At 47.3% G+C, this 20,491-nt stretch carries 17 protein-coding genes; 4 read left to right on the top strand and 13 right to left on the bottom strand.

Annotated features, from left to right (window positions below):
- Positions 1 to 3: 3 nt before the first annotated feature.
- Together uvrY and FIU82_RS05825 are read right to left on the bottom strand one after the other, a co-directional pair.
- Positions 4 to 654, bottom strand: coding sequence for a UvrY/SirA/GacA family response regulator transcription factor (uvrY, locus tag FIU82_RS05830; protein ID WP_022944540.1), 651 nt, complete (start codon positions 652 to 654; stop codon positions 4 to 6).
- 77 nt (positions 655 to 731) lie between these two features.
- Entirely contained in the window at positions 732 to 1,883 is a 1,152-nt protein-coding gene (locus FIU82_RS05825) for a dicarboxylate/amino acid:cation symporter (protein WP_022944541.1), read from the bottom strand.
- 208 nt (positions 1,884 to 2,091) lie between these two features.
- Between FIU82_RS05825 and FIU82_RS05820 the strand changes: the two genes are divergently transcribed.
- The 3 genes from FIU82_RS05820 to FIU82_RS05810 all read left to right on the top strand — a co-directional run bounded on the left by FIU82_RS05820 (position 2,092) and on the right by FIU82_RS05810 (position 6,104).
- Positions 2,092 to 4,452 carry a carbohydrate binding family 9 domain-containing protein gene (locus FIU82_RS05820; RefSeq protein WP_253946348.1) on the top strand — a complete coding sequence of 787 codons (2,361 nt, stop codon included), beginning with the start codon at positions 2,092 to 2,094 and terminating at the stop codon, positions 4,450 to 4,452.
- A 132-nt stretch (positions 4,453 to 4,584) separates the two neighbouring features.
- On the top strand, positions 4,585 to 5,553 hold the full coding sequence (gene cysK / locus FIU82_RS05815; protein WP_138509808.1) for a cysteine synthase A: 969 nt from the start codon (positions 4,585 to 4,587) through the stop codon (positions 5,551 to 5,553).
- Between the two features lie 116 nt (positions 5,554 to 5,669).
- Entirely contained in the window at positions 5,670 to 6,104 is a 435-nt protein-coding gene (locus FIU82_RS05810; RefSeq protein WP_022944544.1) for a hypothetical protein, read from the top strand.
- Positions 6,105 to 6,142: 38 nt separating this feature from the next.
- Here the strand turns inward: FIU82_RS05810 and FIU82_RS05805 are convergent, their stop codons facing one another.
- On the bottom strand, positions 6,143 to 8,416 hold the full coding sequence (locus FIU82_RS05805; RefSeq protein WP_130147953.1) for an acyl-CoA dehydrogenase: 2,274 nt from the start codon (positions 8,414 to 8,416) through the stop codon (positions 6,143 to 6,145).
- Positions 8,417 to 8,605: 189 nt separating this feature from the next.
- On the opposite strand from FIU82_RS05805, the gene FIU82_RS05800 reads away from it, so the two are divergent.
- Positions 8,606 to 10,465 carry a M2 family metallopeptidase gene (locus FIU82_RS05800; RefSeq protein ID WP_053911560.1) on the top strand — a complete coding sequence of 620 codons (1,860 nt, stop codon included), beginning with the start codon at positions 8,606 to 8,608 and terminating at the stop codon, positions 10,463 to 10,465.
- Between the two features lie 69 nt (positions 10,466 to 10,534).
- On the opposite strand, the gene FIU82_RS05795 is transcribed toward FIU82_RS05800, so the two are convergent.
- From FIU82_RS05795 to nagK, 10 genes are all read right to left on the bottom strand, one after another.
- Complete coding sequence (locus FIU82_RS05795; RefSeq protein WP_022945090.1) at positions 10,535 to 11,326, bottom strand: putative porin; 792 nt, start codon at positions 11,324 to 11,326, stop codon at positions 10,535 to 10,537.
- Between the two features lie 130 nt (positions 11,327 to 11,456).
- Positions 11,457 to 11,831, bottom strand: coding sequence for a PH domain-containing protein (locus FIU82_RS05790; protein ID WP_022945089.1), 375 nt, complete (start codon positions 11,829 to 11,831; stop codon positions 11,457 to 11,459).
- A gap of 2 nt (positions 11,832 to 11,833) precedes the next feature.
- Complete coding sequence (locus FIU82_RS05785; protein ID WP_022945088.1) at positions 11,834 to 12,745, bottom strand: ABC transporter ATP-binding protein; 912 nt, start codon at positions 12,743 to 12,745, stop codon at positions 11,834 to 11,836.
- Positions 12,742 to 13,551, bottom strand: coding sequence for an ABC transporter permease (locus FIU82_RS05780; protein WP_022945087.1), 810 nt, complete (start codon positions 13,549 to 13,551; stop codon positions 12,742 to 12,744). Before FIU82_RS05780 ends, FIU82_RS05785 begins: the two co-directional genes overlap by 4 nt.
- Before the next feature lie 90 nt (positions 13,552 to 13,641).
- Positions 13,642 to 14,820: a cystathionine beta-lyase gene (locus FIU82_RS05775; RefSeq protein WP_152440558.1), complete on the bottom strand. Its 1,179-nt coding sequence runs from the start codon at positions 14,818 to 14,820 to the stop codon at positions 13,642 to 13,644.
- Positions 14,817 to 15,737: an NAD(+) diphosphatase gene (gene nudC / locus FIU82_RS05770; protein WP_152440557.1), complete on the bottom strand. Its 921-nt coding sequence runs from the start codon at positions 15,735 to 15,737 to the stop codon at positions 14,817 to 14,819. The genes FIU82_RS05775 and nudC overlap by 4 nt, the downstream gene beginning before the upstream one ends.
- Positions 15,738 to 15,936: 199 nt before the next feature.
- Entirely contained in the window at positions 15,937 to 16,731 is a 795-nt protein-coding gene (gene nagB / locus FIU82_RS05765) for a glucosamine-6-phosphate deaminase (RefSeq protein WP_152440556.1), read from the bottom strand.
- Between the two features lie 215 nt (positions 16,732 to 16,946).
- Complete coding sequence (nagX, locus tag FIU82_RS05760) at positions 16,947 to 18,083, bottom strand: transmembrane glucosamine N-acetyltransferase NagX (RefSeq protein WP_152440555.1); 1,137 nt, start codon at positions 18,081 to 18,083, stop codon at positions 16,947 to 16,949.
- Positions 18,084 to 18,176: 93 nt separating this feature from the next.
- Positions 18,177 to 19,307 carry an N-acetylglucosamine-6-phosphate deacetylase gene (gene nagA, locus FIU82_RS05755; protein ID WP_152440554.1) on the bottom strand — a complete coding sequence of 377 codons (1,131 nt, stop codon included), beginning with the start codon at positions 19,305 to 19,307 and terminating at the stop codon, positions 18,177 to 18,179.
- The gene (gene nagK / locus FIU82_RS05750) at positions 19,304 to 20,221 is read right to left on the bottom strand and encodes an N-acetylglucosamine kinase (RefSeq protein WP_152440553.1); all 918 of its coding nucleotides are present in this window, start codon (positions 20,219 to 20,221) and stop codon (positions 19,304 to 19,306) included. Before nagK ends, nagA begins: the two co-directional genes overlap by 4 nt.
- Positions 20,222 to 20,491 lie beyond the last annotated feature (270 nt).

The raw sequence follows: 20,491 nt of genomic DNA, 5'->3' as shown, positions 1-20,491 counted from the left end.
GGATCAGTGGTCGCTATCAATATCTATCATTTTATGGCGAATGGCTAAGTGCGTAAGTTCTACGTCGCCGTTCACAGCCAGTTTTTCGAATATACGATAGCGATAGCTGTTGACCGTTTTTGAGCTCAGATTTAATCGGTCGGCGATGCTTTGCACCTTTTCGCCTCGCGTAATCATCAGCATAATTTGCAGTTCGCGATCTGAGAGAGTTTGAAATGGGTTTTCGTCGGTACGACCACTGAACTGCGCCAACGCAATTTGCTGAGCAATTTGTGGCGCAATATAGCGTTGACCGGAGTTCACTGCGCGAATCGCATTAACCACTTCTTCAGGGCCTGCCCCTTTGGTGAGGTAACCGTGAGCGCCAATTTGCATGACTTTACTAGGGAAAGGGTCTTCGCAATGAACAGTGAGCACAATCACTTTAACATCAGGACAGTAACGGCAGATCTTCTTCGTGGCCTCAAGACCGCCAATGCCCGGCATATTCATGTCCATTAGTACGATGTCTGGCTCATTTTGACGGCAGAACTGCACCGCCTCTTCACCAGTTTTTGCTTCACCGATAACCTTAAAACCGCGAACATCATCAAGGATGCGCTTTATCCCGGTACGCACCAGTTCATGGTCATCTACTAGCAGTACATTAATCAACAGGAAAACCCTCTTTATACACGTGTAGTTACAGCTGTTTTGTACAATAACTACACGTATTATTCTTACACCCTAAATCAAGCACTTGTTTTATCAGAAAAACGGTCAACCCACAATGCTATGATACCATCACCGGTCACATTACAGGCCGTGCCAAAGCTATCTTGAGCCAAATACAATGCGATCATTAATGCAATTGCTGCATCAGTGAACCCAAGCATACTGGTTAATAGCCCCAGTGCCGACATAACCGCACCGCCCGGTGCTCCAGGGGCTGCGATCATCACTATACCTAACATTAGTACAAATGGCAGCATTTCCGTCAAGCTCCCTATCGCCATTGTCGGTGATAATGCCATCACCGCCATGGCACAGGTGACGATGGTAATAGTCGAGCCAGAGAGGTGGATGGTCGCGCACAGCGGTACACTGAAATTAGCAATGTGTTCTTTCACGCCATTATCTTTACTGGCTTTGAGCGATACCGGGATGGTCGCGGCACTGGACATCGTACCAAGCGCGGTTAAATAAGCAGGCAACATATTCTTTAATAACATCCAAGGTGAGCGCCCCAATAATAATCCGGTGCCGATGTACAGCACACTTAGCCATACCCAGTGCATAACCAGAGCGATGGCAAGGACAACGGCAAAAGTTTGCAACGTTGAGGCTACGGTGCCGGCAACGGTCATGTCAGCGAACACCCCGGCAATATAAAATGGTAACGCTGGGATGATGACTTTAGAGAGTAACCCGTCAATCACTTCTTTCCCTTGATCAACCACTTGTTGTAGTTGTGTCAGCTGACGCTGACTGATACCGATACCAAAGGCGAATGCCGCCACTAATGCACTCATCACCCCCATCAACGGCGGTATCTCTATATCAATAAAGCTGCTCAGAGCCGATTCTTCACCACCATGAAAGTTGATTGAACCACTTATATAAGGGGCGGCCCAAGTCATAACAATGATTGCCAAGGTCCCTGCTACCACCGTCGAACCATAAGCAAACCCCACTGTGCGGCCAAGTAAATGATTCGCCCCTTTGGGTAGCCCAGCGATGCCTGAACAAATAAAAAATAAAATAATAAGTGGAATGGTAAAGCCTATCAGCTCGCCGATAAGCACTTTGGCAGTATACAAAGCGCGTGCTACGGCCTCCGGTGCAAAGGCGCCGATTAGCATTCCAAGGACAATGCCAGCAACCAATTTAAGTATTAGTTTCATGATGGTTTAGCAGTAATGAATAATGCCACCTGTTTTAACATTTTTTGCCATCAATGTATGGAAAAACCGCTGAGCACAAAGCTAAGTGTCTAATCATTGAGCACCTGTGCGGTTTATCGCGCTGAATCGCAACTGAACGAATATATTTTGTTTACACCCTGCTAACTTGTTACAACAGCGCCATCAAGAATCATCACTTGGACATGTTGTGCTTTTGTCTCGTTTTCTCGCAGGTCGCCTTGCTGTTTTAGCCATGGCCGTTACTCCCTTTATTGTATTGGCTGAGACGGCACAGCCGGCACTCAATATCCCCTACTTCGCTGATACAGCCACTATTGATGGTCGCTTGGATGAGCCGCAATGGCAACAGGCTAAGCGCATCAGTGTAAATAACATCACTTGGCCCTATGAAAATAAACCATCACCGGTGAGTACCACCGCGCTGATTTATGAAAATGACGATACCCTCTATTTAGGGTTTATCGCCGAGGACCCTCACCCAGAGGAAATTCGTGCCTTTTATCGCGATCGTGATAGCGCTTGGGATGATGACTTAGTAGGGATAAAACTGGACACCTATGGCAGTGCCAAGCTGGCCTATCAGTTTTTTGTCAATCCACTTGGAGTTCAACAAGACTCTATCGAAAATGAGTTGAGTAAAACTGAAAACAGTGCCTGGGATGGCATTTGGGATAGCGCAGGCCATATCACCGCTCAAGGATACCAGGTGGAAATAGCCTTACCTATGCGTATGTTCAACTTCGATGACGCACCACGCAGCCAAGCCATGACCATGGAGTTAGTGCGCTTTTATCCACGAAATGAGCGCCTTCGCCTCTCAAGTATGCAATTGGACCATGGTAATCACTGCTGGATATGCCAAATGCCGCAAGTGAACGGTTTTGCTAATGCCGAACAAAGCAGTAACCTCACCGTTGTCCCCTCCTTGGTGCTTAACCAACAGCAACAACGCGACATCAATGGCGCGACCCTAAAGCCTTGGCAAAAAGACAATAACATTGAGCCAAGCTTAGACCTGAAATGGGGGATCACCCCAGATTTAACGCTCAACGCCACTGTTAACCCCGACTTCTCACAAGTAGAGGCCGATGTTGCACAGCTCAACGTCAATGAAAGCTTTAGCTTATTCTTCCCAGAAAAGCGCAGCTTCTTTTTAGACAATGCCGACTATTTTGCTTCGAATTTAAACTTAATTTATACCCGGAATATCGCCGCGCCTGGCGCAGGAGCGAAACTAACCGGAAGCAAGAATGGCCACACCGTGGCCGCATTTATTAGTAACGATGAGCAAACCAATGTGCTTATACCGGGTAATTTAGGTTCACGAGTTGTGAGTTTAGAGCAACATTCACAAGCCGGCGCGCTGCGCTATCGTTACGATATCAGCAGTGCGTTTTCCCTGGGTGCCAGTTCGACGTTCAGACGCAGTGACGATTATCACAACGAAGTGCTGAGCATCGATAGTAAATATCGGTTTGACGACTTCACCACCTTGGTGGTGCAAGCTCTGGCATCGCAAAGTGACTATAGTGAGGACTTCATTGAGCAATTATGTGATGCCGATGAACCTTGCCAAGCGCCACCCGCACAACCTTGTGATAGCCGCTATGACTGCAGTTATTCGGAAGCTTTGCTACGTGTGAACGAGCGCCACTATGATGGCTATGGGTATTATTTAAGCTTGGATAGAGACACCAAATACTACAGCCTGTTTGGTAATTATCATAAGCGCAGCCGTGGACTGCGTGCGGATTTAGGCTTTCTTAGTGAAACTGACTTCAACAAGTTTACCACCGGTGGTGAATACCGTTGGTACGCCGAGCAAGACGCATGGTGGAATCGCGCCCGATGGTATGCGGATTGGGATATCACCCACAACCAAGCAGGCGAGTTAATAGAAAAAGAGGCGCAAAGCTTTGTTTCACTTGATGGCCCCTGGCAAAGTTATCTAGAGCTTGGCACCATTAGTCGAGAGCGGCGTGGGTTACGAGCCGATCCATCATCCTTAGCAATCGACGGTAATAGTGCGCGCTTCAACGAAAACGAAATAAACCTCTTTGCGTCCATCAAACCCAGCGCCGGTGTTGTTGCTGATATTGATGTAACGCAAGGTAATAAGGTTGATTTGGCCAATAACCGTTTGGGTGAGTTTGTGCGTATTCGCCCCACTGTGAATTACAATATCAATTCGCATCTAGCGCTGCGCTTGCGCCACACCTACGAGGACTTGCAACGTCGCTCAGGTGAGGACATCTTCAGCGCTAATTTAAGTGACTTGCGTTTAACCTATCAATTTAATTTACGTAGTTTTTTGCGTTTAACCATGATTTATACCGACATCGAGCGCGAGCCCAGTAGCTACGTTAAAGAAGTGGATGCGCGCTATCGAGTATTGAGCACCCAGCTACTCTACTCTTATAAGCTCAATCCACAGTCCGTGGTGTTTGTAGGTTACTCAGACAGTGGCTACCAGGACGATGACTTATCACGGCTGGAAAAAGATAATCGAACACTGTTTGCAAAATTCAGTTACGCTTGGATTTTGTGATATAAGAAACTGCATTTATATACCTCTCCGTTATAACTGATTGGCTATATCATATAGCCAATCTTTCCTTTAGTTTTCATAAACAGTGAGTAAAGTGAGGGTATACAGCGACAAACCCGTTAGGTATTGAATATGTCAAAGATTTACGAAGATAACTCCCTATCCATTGGTAACACCCCGTTAGTAAAACTTAACCGTGTTACCGGTGGTAATGTTTATGCCAAAGTAGAAGCTCGCAACCCAAGCTTCAGCGTCAAGTGCCGCATTGGTGCTTCAATGATTTGGGAAGCGGAAAAATCAGGACAACTGACCAAAAATAAAGAGCTTATCGAGCCAACATCAGGAAATACCGGAATTGCCCTCGCTTTCGTTGCGGCCTCTCGAGGTTATAAGTTGACTTTGACCATGCCCAACAGCATGAGTTTGGAGCGTCGTAAGCTACTCAAAGCGCTAGGTGCTAATTTAGTGCTCACCGAAGGCCCTAAAGGCATGAAAGGCGCGATTGAGAAAGCCAAAGAAATTCATGACAGCGATCCTGATAAATACATTCTGTTACAGCAGTTTGAAAACCCAGCTAACCCGAAAATTCACTTCGAGACAACGGGTCCTGAGATCTTTGATGCACTCGATGGTAAAGTCGACTTCTTCATTGCTGGTGTCGGTACTGGCGGTACTATCACCGGCGTGAGCCGCTATCTTAAGCAAGAGAAAGGCTTAAATGTGCAATCTATTGCTGTTGAGCCAACGGATTCTCCAGTGATCAGCCAAACAATGGCAGGTCAAGAGGTCAAGCCGGGCCCCCATAAAATTCAAGGTATTGGTGCTGGTTTTATTCCCGGTAACCTAGATTTAGAGTTATTAGATGGGGTTGAACAAGTCAGTAATGATGACGCCATCGCTATGGCACATGAACTAATGAAAAACGAAGGAATCTTAGCCGGTATTTCATCAGGTGCTGCTGTGGTCGCTGCTAAGCGTCTTGCTGAAAAGCCAGAGAATGCTGATAAAAACTTCGTGGTTATTCTGCCAAGCTCTGCCGAGCGCTACCTTTCAAGTCCGTTGTTTGCTGGTGAGTTCAGTGATCAGGAACTTGAGCAGTAAAGCCAATAGCCATTCTTTATTCTGAAAAAAAGGCGCTTTAGCGCCTTTTTCTTTACATATTTTCAATTGCCCCTCACACTTTATTCCAGTGTATAGCCTTTATTAAATACAGTGGAATGAAACGTACTTTACTTCTTGCTCTGATACTTTTATTGACTGCCTGCGGCCAAAACGACGATGATATTACAGGCGATCCTAACTCTCCGGGCTACGTGGCAACTCAGTACTTCTATGCGTTGTACAACCACGATAATCTTGAGCGCGCCACACAATATGCGACCCCCAAATTAGCGCGTATTATGCGCTCCTACGGTACGGCATCACAATTCACCCGTAACCTAGTTAATTTACAATATGATCAGGTCACCATTGAGTTAGACCGTACCGAGATGAGTGTTCGCCAACAATACGGTGACCGCGCTACCATCAATTTAGTATTCACCGGGCACTTTCATGGCAACCAAGTCGATGATATGCGCAGTGTGAAGATGATCCGCGAACGCGGTGATTGGCTGGTGAGTGAGATTGTCCCCGACCCTTACGGTCGTTAGTAAAAAAGGCCGCTTTTGCGGCCTTTTATTGTCTCTAATCACTCAAACTCTTGTGCGGCAAAGACATCCACAGCGATGACCTCTTGCCTTAGTGACTCAGCCGCAATCAGTTGCTCGCTTTGCTCAGCGCTAAGCTTATTCTTAGCCCGTGCATCTTCAATTAGCTGCATCATCGTCAGCCCTTGAATCTCTCCTTTTTTACGCAACTTATGAACCTCACGATATCCTTGAGCTGCATGTTGTTGCGCTTCTAAAGCTTTATCCAGCACCGCTGTACCATTGCTGTCATCAACCACACATAAATGCGTGAGGCGCTCACGTACCACGCCACTGCGAGTCATATGCTGCGCAACTTGCTTAGCGACCTCATCCTTAGGCATTTTAAAATGATTGCCCAGCGGCAGTACCACGGCACGAACGGCCAACGACAGGGGCCAGCTTCCTAGGTTGTAGATAAATTCATCAAAGGCTTTGGCGCACAGATAAAGGCTGCGCTCAACACTGTATTGTACAAATGGCAAATCTGCATGTTGATGGCCCTCATCTTGGTAGCGCTTAAGTACTGCAGAGGCGAGGTACAAGTGGCTGAGCACATCACCCAAACGAGCCGACAGCATTTCCCGGCGTTTTAAGTCGCCCCCGAAACGGAGCATGGCAATATCGGCACAAAATGCCAGTGCTCTAGAGAAGCGCCCTAGATAGCGGTAGTATTTGGCTGTCGCTCCACCAACGGGCGCCTTGGCAAAATAACTACCACTGAGCGCATGCACAAACGACATAACGCCATTGCCAGCACTGTATAACATATGCTGGCAAAGCAGCGGATCAAACTCACGCACCCCTTTCTCTTCATCATCAAGCCCTGCAGCAACCATTTCATCAATCACATAGGGGTGGCAGCGGATCGCGCCTTGCCCAAAAATCATCAGGTTCCGGGTAAGAATATTGGCTCCCTCTACGGTGATCGATACCGGTGTGCCCATATAACAATGGGCGAGATAATTATTGGGGCCCATTTGAATGCCCTTGCCGGCGTGTATATCCAAGGCATCGTTGATCACTTGGCGGCCCATCTCGGTCATATGATACTTAGCGATGGCGGTGATCACCGATGGGCTTAATTTTTGGTCTATCGCCGTTGCGGTCAAGACCCGCGTAGCTTCTAATTGGTAGGTTAATCCGCCGATGCGAGCGAGGGCTTCTTGTATTCCCTCAAATTCGCCAATCGCGACACCAAATTGTTGCCTTAGCGCCGCGTAAGCGCCACTGGTGCGCGCACTCAAGTGCCCGGTTGCCGTGCTCAACGCTGGCAATGAAATACCGCGCCCAGCACTTAAACATTCCACTAGCATGCGCCAACCGTTGCCTGCTTGCACTTCACCACCGATAATCCACTCAAGTGGAATGAAGACATCTTTCCCTTCTGTGGTGCCATTTAAAAAGCCCATATTCATGGGTTTATGTCTGTCGCCAGTGCGTACTCCAGGGTGGTCGGTGGGGATCAATGCACAGGTAATACCGATATTTTTTGTTGTTCCTAATAATCCGTCGGGGTCGAACATTTTAAAGGCCAAGCCCAATACTGTCGCGCGCGGTGCCAAGGTGATATAGCGTTTTGACCAGTTTAGACGCAAACCCAGCACTTCCTTACCGGCAAATTCGCCTTTGCATACAACCCCAGTATCTGGAATGGCGCCGGCATCCGAACCTGCTTCTGGACCGGTTAAGGCAAAACATGGCAGCGCTTCGCCTTTGGCAAGCTTAGGTAACCACTGTTGTTGTTGTGACAAGGTGCCATAATGAAGCAGAAGCTCAGCGGGCCCTAAGCTATTGGGCACCATGACAGTCACCGCAGCACTTAGGCTTTTACTGGCAATTTTGGCAACAATGGTTGAGTTGGCCAATGCCGAGAAGTCATGACCACCGTGCTCTTTGGGAATAATTAGGGCGAAAAACCCCTCATCCTTTAGGTACTGCCACACGGACTCTGGCATGTCCTGTTGTGCGGTAATGGTTTCATCATCAAGCATGGCGCACAGCTCAACGACTTGGTTATCAATAAACTCACGTTCTTCAGCACTTAACTGTGAGGTTGCATACTGGTGCAATTGGTGCCAATCGGGGTTGCCGCGAAAGAGCTCCCCATCCCACCAGATATCGCCCGCTTCCATGGCATCTCGCTCTGTCGCAGACAGCGGCGGTAATGCTTGTTTAAACCACTTGAAAACTGGTCGAGTAACAATGCTCATGCGAATATCTCGTACTGCGAAAATAACGATCACAGCTACGATGATTAATAAAACTAACCACATCATCTTGTGTTCCTTGATACCGTAAAGGGTGTTTTTCAGTATGGACGAACGGCAAATATTTACAATCCCTTCAATGTACTAGCCGAGTGCTCTGACTATCTATAATAATTTACCCCCTCTGCGTACGCTGCTATATTTAGCCGGCGTTAGCGATGCCCACCATCGCCGATAACAATTAGAGGAAAAATAATGACACGTCTTCCATTTAAACTGAGCCTGAGTGCGGTTTTGGTCTCGGTAACCTTAGGGTTAAGTGGCTGCAATGACACAACCACAACTCAGCCCACTGAGAGCGCTGCAGAAACAAAAATGAGCAGCAACAAACTCACGGCAACTGATGCCAAAGCGTTTTTAGCAAACACTGAACAGCAGTTAGCCAAGCTGTATGAGAAAAGTAGCCGTGCCGCGTGGATTTACGCCAATTTTATTACTCATGATACGGCACAGCTCGCAGCGGCCGCGAACCAAGAAGTAACCGAAACCATCGTGCGTTTAGCCAATGAGGCTGCCCGTTTTGATGATCTGGAGTTAGACGCTGATAGCCGTCGCAAGCTCGATAAACTGAAACTGGCACTGACGCTACCGGCACCACAAGATGCAGCAAAAACCGAAAAGCTGGCCAACATTGTCGCTGAGCTTGATGGTCTGTATGGCAAAGGCGAGTATTGTAAAGATGATGGCCAATGTTTAAGTCTCGGTGAGATGACCGCAACCATGGCATCGAGTCGCGACTACAATGAGTTGTTAGATCTATGGCAAGGGTGGCGACAAATTTCTAAGCCGATGCGCCCTTTATACGAACAGCAAGTCACGTTAACGAATGAAGGCGCGCAAGAGCTTGGCTATGCCGATACGGGCGCAATGTGGCGCAGTAAGTACGATATGCCCGCCGATGAATTTGCCACTGAACTTGACCGCCTATGGGGCCAAGTTAAGCCTTTATATGACTCCCTGCACTGTCATGTGCGCGCCAAACTAGGTGAGCAGTATGGCGAAGATAAATTACCTGAAGATGGCACCATTCCAGCGCACTTACTCGGTAATATGTGGGCACAACAATGGGGTAATATCTACGACTTGGTTGCGCCTGAAAATGCCGATCCTGGCTATGATGTAACCGAGCTACTAGCGCAGCATGACTATGATGAGCTAGAGATGGTGCGCGGTGCGGAAAAGTTTTTCACCTCCATGGGCTTTGCACCGCTACCTGATACTTTCTATGAGCGCTCTTTATTTACCAAACCTCAGGATCGCGATGTGCAATGTCATGCATCGGCGTGGAACCTCGATAGTAAAGATGATTTACGCATTAAGATGTGTATTCAGCGCACCGGCGAAGAATTTGCCACCATTCACCATGAATTAGGGCACAACTTCTACCAACGCGCTTACAACCAGCAACCCCTGTACTATCAAGAAAGTGCCAACGATGGATTCCACGAAGCCATTGGCGATACGATTGCGCTGTCGGTCACTCCTGAGTATTTAAAAGAGATTGGCCTATTAGATGAAGTCCCTGATGAATCTAAAGACATTGGCTTACTCATGCGCATGGCATTAGATAAAGTGGCTTTTATCCCATTTGGTTTATTAGTTGATCAGTGGCGTTGGCAGGTGTTTTCTGGCGAAATTACCCCTGAGCAGTACAACCAAGCTTGGTGGCAGTTGCGCAAGAAGTATCAAGGGATCAGCGCTCCCATCGCTCGTTCTGAGTCAGACTTTGATCCGGGGGCCAAGTACCACGTGCCTGGAAACACGCCTTATACTCGCTATTTCCTAGCCCATATTTTACAGTTCGACTTCCATCGTAGCCTGTGTGAGATTGCCGGCAATGACGCCGCCATTCACCGTTGCTCCATCTATAACTCAAAAGAAGCTGGGCAGCGACTCAACGAGATGTTAGAAATGGGCTCGTCGCAGCCATGGCAACAAGCGCTCGCAAAAGTAACAGGTAAAGAGCAAATGGATGCAACCGCTATCCTTGATTATTTTGCACCATTGCAAGCTTACCTAGATGAGCAAAACAAGGGTCGTCAATGTGGTTGGTAAGCGTTATTAACCATTAGCGACAAAAAAGCCCAGCATATGCTGGGCTTTTTTTATTAATTAGTTCAACGCTTAGAACTGTGCAGTTGCTTTTAGGAACCACTGATCATAGCTTGACTCATCCCAGTTGCTGCCGTAACCAGCAGATACTGCGAAGTTGGTGTCGATGAAGTATTTCGCACCAAAGTTATAGAAGTCTTCATCGTCGAAATTAACGAATACTGACGTCATTTTGTTGAAGTAGTAGTTAGAACCTAGCTGCCAGTAGTTGTCCGCATCGTCACGGTTAATGTACTGTGCTTCAACAGTTAAGTAGTTACCTTGCTTAAGGTCTTTGAAGTACTTACCGTTAAGCTCACGGTGGTCGAACTCGTCATCAATACGCACTTCAAAACCGATGTAATCAGTGCTGTTTAAAGCGTGATCGTAACGGCCAGAGAAGAAGTAAGTTTCATCACCGTGCTCTGGGTCTACGCGCTCAGCTTTCAACAAGAAGTTGTCGCTAACTAGGTAACCAAGGCTTAGTGTGTATTGATCAGCACTGTCGAAGTCATCTGGGTCAACAACGCTGTAAGACGCGCCTACTAGGAATTGATCCGCGAAGTATTCACCGCCTACGTTGTAGCCAGTCGCATAATCATTGTCTGAGATACGACCAAAGATGTTTGACTCTTTGTTAATATACTCAAACTGATCAAGCGGGCCCAACACCTGCTTTGGTGCGAAGTAGTAAATCGAATCTACGGCAACATTGTCCTCACTTTCTACATTGAGGTATTCAAGGTTGCTGATTGATTGATAAGACTGTGCGAAGGCAGCACCGGAGAAAAGTACAGACGCGATGGCGACGGATAGTTTTTTCATAAATAGATTTCCCTATATCTAGTTTTTTAAAACAGCGCCACTCTAGCGCTGTTGAAATGAATTATAACTTAACTAAGCACTTGATTGTTTTAAATAAATGTTAGTTTTTGTTAGATATAGGTACAGTTTTTTACAAAACGTAGCGAGATAGGATCCGATACACTTCGTTAATGTTGTCACCCGCTTTAAAGTTCTTACACAACGGACTCGGATCAGAGCCTATCCAAATTTTCAGTTCAGCATCCATATCAAAGTGGCCAGCACTTTCCTTACTGAACTTAGTGATTTTACTAAATGGAATACTGAGCACCTCCATCTTCGACCCTGTTACACCTTGTTTGTCTACTAAGATCAGACGTTTGTTAGTGAACAAGAATAAGTCGCGGATCACTTTATACGCTTTTTCTAGGTTCTCACCTGGAGCAAGTATCTCTTCAAGTAAAGAGTCTAACTCCCCTTCATCTACTTCACTGGCATTGCCAATTAATCCACTAAGTAATCCCATTGCTATGCTCCTGTTGCGAATAATTGATTTTCTAGGGTGTGACCGTTTATCAAGGCGCGATAACGCCACTGTTGTTTATGGCACAGCGTTAGCAAGGCGATATCCATTGCCTCACTGAGGCCCTCGCTGCTGTAACCAATAACAAATTCATTACGCTGACTATTATCAACGCTCACTACGTGAGGAAGCGCCTTTAACGCCGCTGCAACATGATCGTTTTGCTCACGTAGTTGCAGAGTTAGATACGCCAACTGCTCGGTTTGCGAGTCCAATTGATGGGTTGCCAAGCGCCCTTGCTGCAAGTATAAAACGCGGTCGCAGAGCCGCTCCAGCTCCGATAAGTCGTGCGAGCTCAATACAAAGGTCGTCTCGGTACTGAGCGCACTGACCAACTCTCGAATAGCCCTGGCATTGGCGGGGTCTAAACCAGCCGTTGCTTCATCAAGCATCACCAACTTCGGCGAACCAAGCAGCGCTTGGGCGATACAAATGCGCTTTTTCATGCCATGAGAAAGCTCTTTAGCGCGACTGTCTGCGGTGTCTTTGAGGTTGACCAGTTCCAACACCCGCTGTGTTTCTATTTTTGCTTGGCGCTGACTAAAACCTTGCAGGCGTGCATATAAAGCCAATTGCTGGGCAACACTAAAGTTGGGGTCCAGTAGCGCGTCTTGTGGTAAAGCACTTAACTGACCGAACAATGCGGCGCTGCCGGGACGATGTCCCAATACCTTAATCTCGCCTTCACTGGGTTGCAAATAGCCGCAGATAAGGCTAAACAGCGTGGTTTTACCTGCGCCATTGGGGCCGACTAATGCAATGGGCTTTCCAGGTTGTAATTCAATATCAACATTATCGAGCGCTTTTTTGCTGCCGAAATAGTGGCTAACGCCGCGTGCTAAAATTAACTGGCTCATAGACTACTCCGCTGCAACTTATAAAAACTTAGCGCTAACAACAGGCCACTTTGCAACAATGGCCAAGCTATGTCGGTGACAGGGCTGGGCCGAACGGTGGCGATATTATCTAGCGGCTCACCGGGAATAAGGTAATCCAACCACATCGGCAGTCCTAACTGGCCTTGTAGAATAGCCAGTACCATTAACCCTATGGTGTACAATAAAATAACGTAAATAAGCGCCATACGTGATGAGCGCGCTATGGTATTCAATAACGTCATCAAGGCAATAAACGGCATTAGGTTAACCAACAGGAGGAGTTCAAATTGCAGCGCGCGTGCCAAAGCAGGGACCAGTGCACTGGTATCGCGAAAGGCAATGAGGATCAGCGTGCCGATAATGCTAATCGCCAGCAACGCAGCGGCGCTTAAGCAATGACCGAAATAGCGCCCTAATAGAATTTCAGCGCGAGTGGCGCGTAAAGCGATGAACCGCAGCGTGCCGCGTTCTTTGTCGCTAACAAATTGATCACTGGTTAAATAAATAATGAAAAGAGGAAAGGTGACTAAGGCAATCAGCCAATATACGGCCATTTCCGCATCAGGCCAGTGCAATAAACTCTGTAACCCGAGGTTGCCAAAAGCGGCAAGCATAAACTGTTCAAAGTTAGGGTCTGAAAGCACCGATACAGCTTGAGAAATACCGTAGCGATAAATCATCAACCACACTAAGGCAAAAGCAAGCAGCGCCAACCACGCCTTTTTGGTAAGAAAGTGTCGCGCCAGTTCAAATTTAACCAGCTCGAAGATACGCCTTGGATCCATCCTGATATCCTGATTTGTCGTTATTTGTAGCTACTATAAATGAAAAAAGCGCTCAAAAGTATGAGCGCTTGTAAAAAGATGTGTCTGATGCTACTTCTTGGCTAAAGCATTGGCGTACACATCAAGCCCTTGGCTGAGGTCGGCAATTAAGTCATCGACGTCCTCTAAACCGATATGCAAACGCACTACCGGGCCATACTGCCATGACGTTTCACTGCGCAAAGCCTTCATGCTCAGGTTGGTGGTAATTAGACTCTCAAAGCCACCCCAAGAGAAGCCCATTTTAAAATGGTGTAATGATTCAACTAAGGCATCAAGGGCTTGTTGTGTGCCCTCTTTCATTACAATGGAGAATAACCCATTACTGCCGTCAAAATCGCGTTTGAAAAACGCATGGCCCGGACAACTTTCCAGCGCAGGGTGACGAACATGATCCACTAACGGGTGCGACTGTAGCCACTTTGCTACTTGCAATGCGCTGCGCTCATGTTGCTGTAACCTCACAGCCATGGTGCGTAGCCCTCGCAAGGCCAAATATGCATCGTCGGCACTGCAACATTGCCCCAAAAGGTATGACTGCTCACGCAGCACCGGCCAATGCTGCTCATTGGCAACACTGACTCCCATCATCACATCACTGTGACCTACTATGTATTTGGTGGCCGCCTGAATACTAATATCAACACCATGCTCTAAGGGTCGAAAATGCATACCATTGCCGTAAGTGTTATCCAGCATGGTCATAATATTGTGAGCCTTAGCCTCGGCCACCATGGCGGGCACATCTTGGATTTCCATGGTGATTGAGCCGGGAGATTCCATAAATAGCACCTTAGTATTTTCCTGGAAAAGCGTACTAATATCGGCGCCAATTTGCGGGTCATAATAGGTGGTTGTCACCCCTAACCCTGCCAGCACTTTGTCGCAAAAATCCCGGGTAGGTTCATAGGCATTATCCATCATCAGAATGTGATCGCCGGCTTTGACAAAAGATAGCAGGCTATTACTGATGGCAGCAGCGCCCGACGGATAAAGGGCACAGCCGGCTCCGCCTTCTAGCTGAGCAATCGCTTGTTGTAGCGCAAAGTGTGTTGTGGTGCCGCGACGACCGTAAAATAATGCATGGTTTCCGCGATTTTTAGCTGCGTCTTTAAACTCAGCAACGGAATCAAAAACCACGGTAGAGGCGCGCTGTACCACAGGGTTAACAACCCCTTGAGTGAACTTTTTATCTCGCCCAGAGCTTATCAACTGTGTTTGTTTTTTCATTTGTTTTCCTCATTCTGTGCAACCCAAGTATCAATAAGATACCGTGAAATAGAATCGCAGCGGGGAAGTTTGTAGTCAGTGCCCGCATCTCCCCAAGTGCCAAAATGCTTTAGCTCGTCTCTAGAGAACCAACGTGCGTCGCTGAGCTCGTCTTGGTCAATAAAGATATCTGTTGAGCTTGCCTGTGCCATATAGCCTAACATCAGCGAGCTTGGAAAAGGCCATGGCTGTGAGGCAATATAGCGTGGCGATTGCACGACTATTCCCGCCTCTTCCATCACTTCTCTGGCAACAGCTGCTTCGAGTGTTTCCCCTGGGTCGACAAATCCAGCTAAGGTGGAATAGACGCCCTCAGGCCAGCTTGCTTGACGACCTAATAAACAGCGTTCGATACCATCATTGAACATATGATGCACCAACATAATAACGGCCGGATCGGTACGTGGAAAAGTAAGGTGACGACAGTCGCGGTTGATGCATTTTCGGGCATGACCGGCCTCCGCTTGAATATTTTCATTGCCGCAACGGCCACAAAAGCGGTGGGTCTTGTGCCAATGGCACAGCCCTCGCGCGAGTACCAGTATTGCAGCAGCGCCAGGCTCAACTATCGAGCCATAACGGCGGATATCGACAAATTCACCTTCGGCGAAAGCACAGTCGTTAGGCAATGTTTCACTCACATCAAGAGCAAAATAATGCTGGCATTGATGCTCACCTAAATAAATCGCGTTATCGGGGGCGAAGTCTTTTACTTGCTCATAGCTCAAAAACAGTGGGGTTTGATTATCAATACTGAACAGATTTCGATCTGTATTTATTAATACATAACGCCCCAGCGGGCGTTTATTTAACAGCCAGTTAGGGTCTTTACGCTCGCTTGAGTGCCTATCCAATGGCAACTGGGTGTATTGCAGCATGGTTTTGCGGTAATTCAGGACAACATGGTTCTACATTATCACAGTTCAGTAAAATCACAGTAATGCGGGTGATAGTGACATCGCTTCTTTTATCGTTACATTACCCATCAAGGGGTTGTGCCTGTTCTCATTAATAAACGCTGCTAACACAGATACAAAAAAAAGCCCGAGCTGGGCTTTAATGGTATTTAGCGTGATATTACTTAGCCGCTAGGCGCGCCAATAACTTCTGATTTTCGGCCTCTATATGCTTGTAGAAATCAACGTCGGCAAGCTCACTGGCTGCGGCTTCATCAATAACGATAACGGCATCGCGATGCATCTGCAGTGCCGAAGCTGGGCAAGAGGCAGTTAGCGGCCCTTCTACCGTGGCTTTGATGGCTGCCGCTTTATTTTCACCAGTTGCCAATAACACCACTTTTTTGGCATCAAGTATGGTACCAATGCCCATGGTAATGGATAAGTGCGGCTGATATTCATCCTCGCTGAAAAAGCGAGCATTATCATCGATCGTTGCCTTCGTTAGGGTCTTAACACGGGTTCGCGATGTTAACCCTGACGAGGGTTCATTAAAGCCTATATGGCCATTGCGCCCTATTCCAAGTAACTGAATATCGATGCCACCGGCTGCGAGAATGCGCGCTTCATATTCCTGACATGCAGCAATAGGGTCTTGGGCATCGCCCGGCGGTACATGGGTACGCTCTTTGGCAATATCAATGTGGTCGAACAACTGCTCATTCATAAAAAAGCGGTAGCTCTGCGGATGAGAGCCGTCTAAGCCTAAGTATTCATCTAGATTAAAGCTAGTAACTTGTGAAAAGCTGATATCACCCTGTTGATTTTTTTTGATCAAATTTTGATACAGCGCCACTGGCGTTGAGCCTGTCGCCAGGCCGAGCGTGGAAGCGGGTTGCTTTTTTAGCTGGGCTACAAATAGGTCAGCGCCGTAACGGGCTACCTCTGTAGCATCTTTAAGAATCACGATTTGCATGTTTAGCTCGTTGTTATAGTTGATAAAAATGGGACCTATGACCAAGCGTTCCGTGCAATCTGAACTTGGTCATAGGTCAGAACCTAATCGGGATACTGTAATTAGGTTTACACCATTATGACAACGCTGTCATTATTGGTTATAAAACCTAATTTGTAAAGTAAAAGTGAGCAAAAAATGTCACTTTTTTAGTTATTTATTAAGCATCAACAGGGTTAAACACTGACAAAGATTTTACGTTTATACATCCAGTGTAGGACAAGCAGCTGTACTGTTAACAAGGCGACGACAGCAAATAGAGGTTGCCATGGCTCACTGACAGAGCGCACGACCCCACCAAACACACTATTGGCGATGTAGCCCCAGTTCACTAAGCTTGAAGCGAGGTAAATAATAATTGAATTAGCGCCGATAATTACAAACGGATAAGCGGCTTTACGTTGGCCCAGAATATCAACCACGCCATAGAACACCGCCAATAAAATTGCACTCCAGCCGACAGTAACGAGTACAAACGAACTGGTCCACAATTCTTTATTCACTGGAAAGACACTGTCCCATCCCCAACCTAGCGCTAAGCTGACTAACCCCGCAGCAAACAGCTGCGCCGCCACTCGCCATTGGCCTTGAGTGGCACCTTGAGCAATTAATTGCCCGGCAAAGACACCTAAAATAGCGTTGGCGGCTGCAGGAATATTTGACAGTAAACCTTCTGGGTCAAGAGGCCGGTTTTGGTAGGTAATACCAGGTAATAGGTGTTGATCAACCCAGGCATTCCAACTGCCCTCAGGACTCAGCGGCGAGCCGTGGCCGCCGGGTACCGGCAACACCGTCAACCAAAGCCAGTAGCCTAACAAAATTGCCACAGCGACAATTGCTTGAGTGCGCAACGAGGTATGCCATACCAGCATCGCCGCGATAAACCAGGCAATAGCAATACGCCCAAGCACACTGGCATAGCGAATTTCGTCAAATGCCATTGGCATTCCTGTGCCCCAGCCGTGATTATAGAGCACTCCTAAGGCACTAAGTAGTAACAGGCGTTTTACTGCTTTGTTATAAAAAGGCTTGCGTTCGGCCAGCGGCAGGTGATCAATCCGCTTCGGGGAAAGCCCCATGGCCACACCAGAGAGAAAGATAAATAGCGGGAAAATAAGGTCGTAAAAGGTGAAACCGTGCCATTGCGAATGCACTGTATGCGCTTCAAACGCCTTCCACCCTTGCCAACCTGTTAATACGAACAATGCGGCAAAAATAGATTGCCCGCCTAAAATCCAAAACATGTCCATACCGCGCAGCGCATCTAACGAGGCTAAGCGTTGTTTTTTTTTGCCGGTATCAGGTGTTGTCATAGTTTCTCGCTGTTAGTTTCTGCGCACTGTTACATCACTGTATCCATGCGTACCTCTTCCATGACGGCCTGTTTTATAAGGGGTTCACTGTGCTTAGCGGCTAAGGCGTACGCCGCCTATGTAGGTGGCCTGCACATGTTGGTGCTCATCCAGCGCCACAAAATCAGCATCGAAACCATTTAAGAGGCGACCTTTGCACTGTGCTAAGCCCAAGTATTGCGCCGGATAGAGCGATGCCATACGCAGGCTCTCGGCTAAGCTGATATCCAATGTATTTACGGTGTTGCGCACAGCACTGGCCATATCCAACACACTGCCAGCTAATTCGCCCGTACTGGAATTCAACCGGTCGCCGGTGCGATAGACTTTACGGCCATCGAAAAAATCAAACTCTTCGGCATCAGTGCCCACTGGAGGCATTGCATCGGTAACAAGCATTATCTTGCCGCGCTGCTTGGTACGAATTGCCAACTTCGCCGAATCCGGGTGCAAGTGATGACCGTCGACAATTAACCCGCACCAACTACTGTCATGCCATAACGCCGCACCGACAACCCCGGGTTCACGTGAGGTAAAGGCAGACATAGCATTAAATAGGTGGGTGAAGCCATCAGCGCCGGCGTCTAGCGCTGACATCGTGGTTTCATAGTCGGCATTGGTGTGGCCCAATGAGACCTTTACACCCATGGCAACTAAACGCTTAATATCCGCTGCGCTAACATTTTCTGGCGCCAAGGTAACCATTTTAATACCAAGGTCATCGCGCTCGTAAATCGCAAACTCTTCATCGCTAATGGGACGAATAAACTGCTCGCTGTGCGTGCCTTTTTTTGGCAAACTGAGATGCGGTCCTTCAAAATGGACTCCTAAAATACCTGGAGTATTTTTTGCCACCGCTTCAGCCACTGCGTCAGCGGCACGACGCATAATCGCGATGTCGTCTGTGATTAAGGTCGGCATATTGGCCGTTGAGCCAAACTGACCATGTGCTCTCGCTATTTGCGCTAAGCAGTCAACACTTTGTTCAGCATTAAAAAATGCGCCGCCACCACCGTTTACTTGTACATCGATAAAGCCGGGGACTACGAGCCCAGAAAGTTCGGTGACAGGGTCGCTGGTGGGTGCATCAATAAATTGCACTTTACCGTTAACACTTTGAAAATAAACATCGTTATGAAAACACTGCCCGTCAAATAGGCGTTCAGCATGGAAACTTTGACTCATTTAATTGCGACCTTTTGTTCTTCTTCTAACAGCGCATTTTGGGCAAAATAAACAGCGCCCATCTCGGGTGGCTGACGAGGCACTTCAACACGTTTAGCTATATCAGGATCTAACCATTTTTGCATGGGTTCAGACAAGCCGCCAATCATAGATAAACGTGGAGGGTGAATTTCTAATAATCGTTTAGCCAAATTACTGATGTAGCGCGCACCGTCTTTGACTATGGTGAGCGCGACCATATCACCATCATGAGCCGCCTCTATGACCATACGTGCGAGTTTGGCGTAGCTGCTTGAGGGTTGACCCGCCATTTGCTCTGCGACTCCCATTGCTGAGCTGGCATTAAAATGTAATTTAAACATCTCACTCAGGCGAGTTTGCGGACCTAATCCGTCCAAATCTAATAACACCGCCTTGAGTGCTTCAAGACCCAGCCATGCACCGCTGCCTTTATCGCCTTGAGCAAATCCATGGCCGCCATAATTCACACTATGACCTTTAACACAGGCAAAGCCACAAGAGCCAGTACCAGTAATAATCACTGCCCCGTCACCGCCTTCATGTGCGCCGATACAGGCAGTATGCAGGTCGGTGGTCAAATACATTTTTTGAAATGGGTGTTCCCATTCACTGATTTTCTCAAATAGACTGGGTAGGTTAACCCCTGCCAAGCCTAAACCAGCCACTAACTGATGCACGCTCTCAAGGCGTAGGCCTGCATCACGCATCGCTTGCTGAGTAGATACCATAATCGACTCTAAAGTGCGTTCAAGACCATGTAATGGATTTGCAGGGCCGCCCAAGCCGGTACCTAGTACTCCCCGTTGGGCAGAGTAAATGGTCGCCCGGCATTTGGTTCCCCCACCATCTATGCCTATAAATAATTGCTCTTGACTCGCACTCTTCGCCATCATTGTACGACCTCTAACCTTGTTAATGTATTCGCAAATACGCTTTATCGTTTTTGTAGCGCGTATGCTCTTCCTCAACCCATGTTGAAATTATGTTACACAATTAATGACAGCGTTGTCATTAATTTTTTTAAATTTTCCCTAATTAATTCTATTCACTAGGTTACTACTTTGTTTTTATTGGTCTTTTCTTAATTCTAGCAGGATAGCTAAGACATCAGCATATATGAATTCATTAGTTCCATCAATCGAGAATAATAGAATAAATAATTC

The organism is Pseudoalteromonas sp. THAF3 (assembly GCF_009363775.1).
GTDB classification, from domain to species: Bacteria; Pseudomonadota; Gammaproteobacteria; order Enterobacterales; family Alteromonadaceae; genus Pseudoalteromonas; species Pseudoalteromonas ruthenica.
Note: the sequence above shows the minus strand (reverse complement) of the source record. Positions and strands in the feature narration are given on the sequence as shown.

What these genes read in the sequence shown, in the direction of transcription:
- FIU82_RS05825 (WP_022944541.1), bottom strand. Translation starts at nt 1,883, where the DNA reads ATGAAACTAATACTTAAATTGGTTGCTGGCATTGTCCTTGGAATGCTA.
- cysK (WP_138509808.1), top strand. Translation starts at nt 4,585, where the DNA reads ATGTCAAAGATTTACGAAGATAACTCCCTATCCATTGGTAACACCCCG.
- FIU82_RS05810 (WP_022944544.1), top strand. Translation starts at nt 5,670, where the DNA reads ATGAAACGTACTTTACTTCTTGCTCTGATACTTTTATTGACTGCCTGC.
- FIU82_RS05805 (WP_130147953.1), bottom strand. Translation starts at nt 8,416, where the DNA reads ATGTGGTTAGTTTTATTAATCATCGTAGCTGTGATCGTTATTTTCGCA.
- FIU82_RS05800 (WP_053911560.1), top strand. Translation starts at nt 8,606, where the DNA reads ATGACACGTCTTCCATTTAAACTGAGCCTGAGTGCGGTTTTGGTCTCG.
- FIU82_RS05795 (WP_022945090.1), bottom strand. Translation starts at nt 11,326, where the DNA reads ATGAAAAAACTATCCGTCGCCATCGCGTCTGTACTTTTCTCCGGTGCT.
- FIU82_RS05790 (WP_022945089.1), bottom strand. Translation starts at nt 11,831, where the DNA reads ATGGGATTACTTAGTGGATTAATTGGCAATGCCAGTGAAGTAGATGAA.
- FIU82_RS05785 (WP_022945088.1), bottom strand. Translation starts at nt 12,745, where the DNA reads ATGAGCCAGTTAATTTTAGCACGCGGCGTTAGCCACTATTTCGGCAGC.
- FIU82_RS05780 (WP_022945087.1), bottom strand. Translation starts at nt 13,551, where the DNA reads ATGGATCCAAGGCGTATCTTCGAGCTGGTTAAATTTGAACTGGCGCGA.
- FIU82_RS05775 (WP_152440558.1), bottom strand. Translation starts at nt 14,820, where the DNA reads ATGAAAAAACAAACACAGTTGATAAGCTCTGGGCGAGATAAAAAGTTC.
- nudC (WP_152440557.1), bottom strand. Translation starts at nt 15,737, where the DNA reads ATGCTGCAATACACCCAGTTGCCATTGGATAGGCACTCAAGCGAGCGT.
- nagB (WP_152440556.1), bottom strand. Translation starts at nt 16,731, where the DNA reads ATGCAAATCGTGATTCTTAAAGATGCTACAGAGGTAGCCCGTTACGGC.
- nagX (WP_152440555.1), bottom strand. Translation starts at nt 18,083, where the DNA reads ATGACAACACCTGATACCGGCAAAAAAAAACAACGCTTAGCCTCGTTA.
- nagA (WP_152440554.1), bottom strand. Translation starts at nt 19,307, where the DNA reads ATGAGTCAAAGTTTCCATGCTGAACGCCTATTTGACGGGCAGTGTTTT.
- nagK (WP_152440553.1), bottom strand. Translation starts at nt 20,221, where the DNA reads ATGATGGCGAAGAGTGCGAGTCAAGAGCAATTATTTATAGGCATAGAT.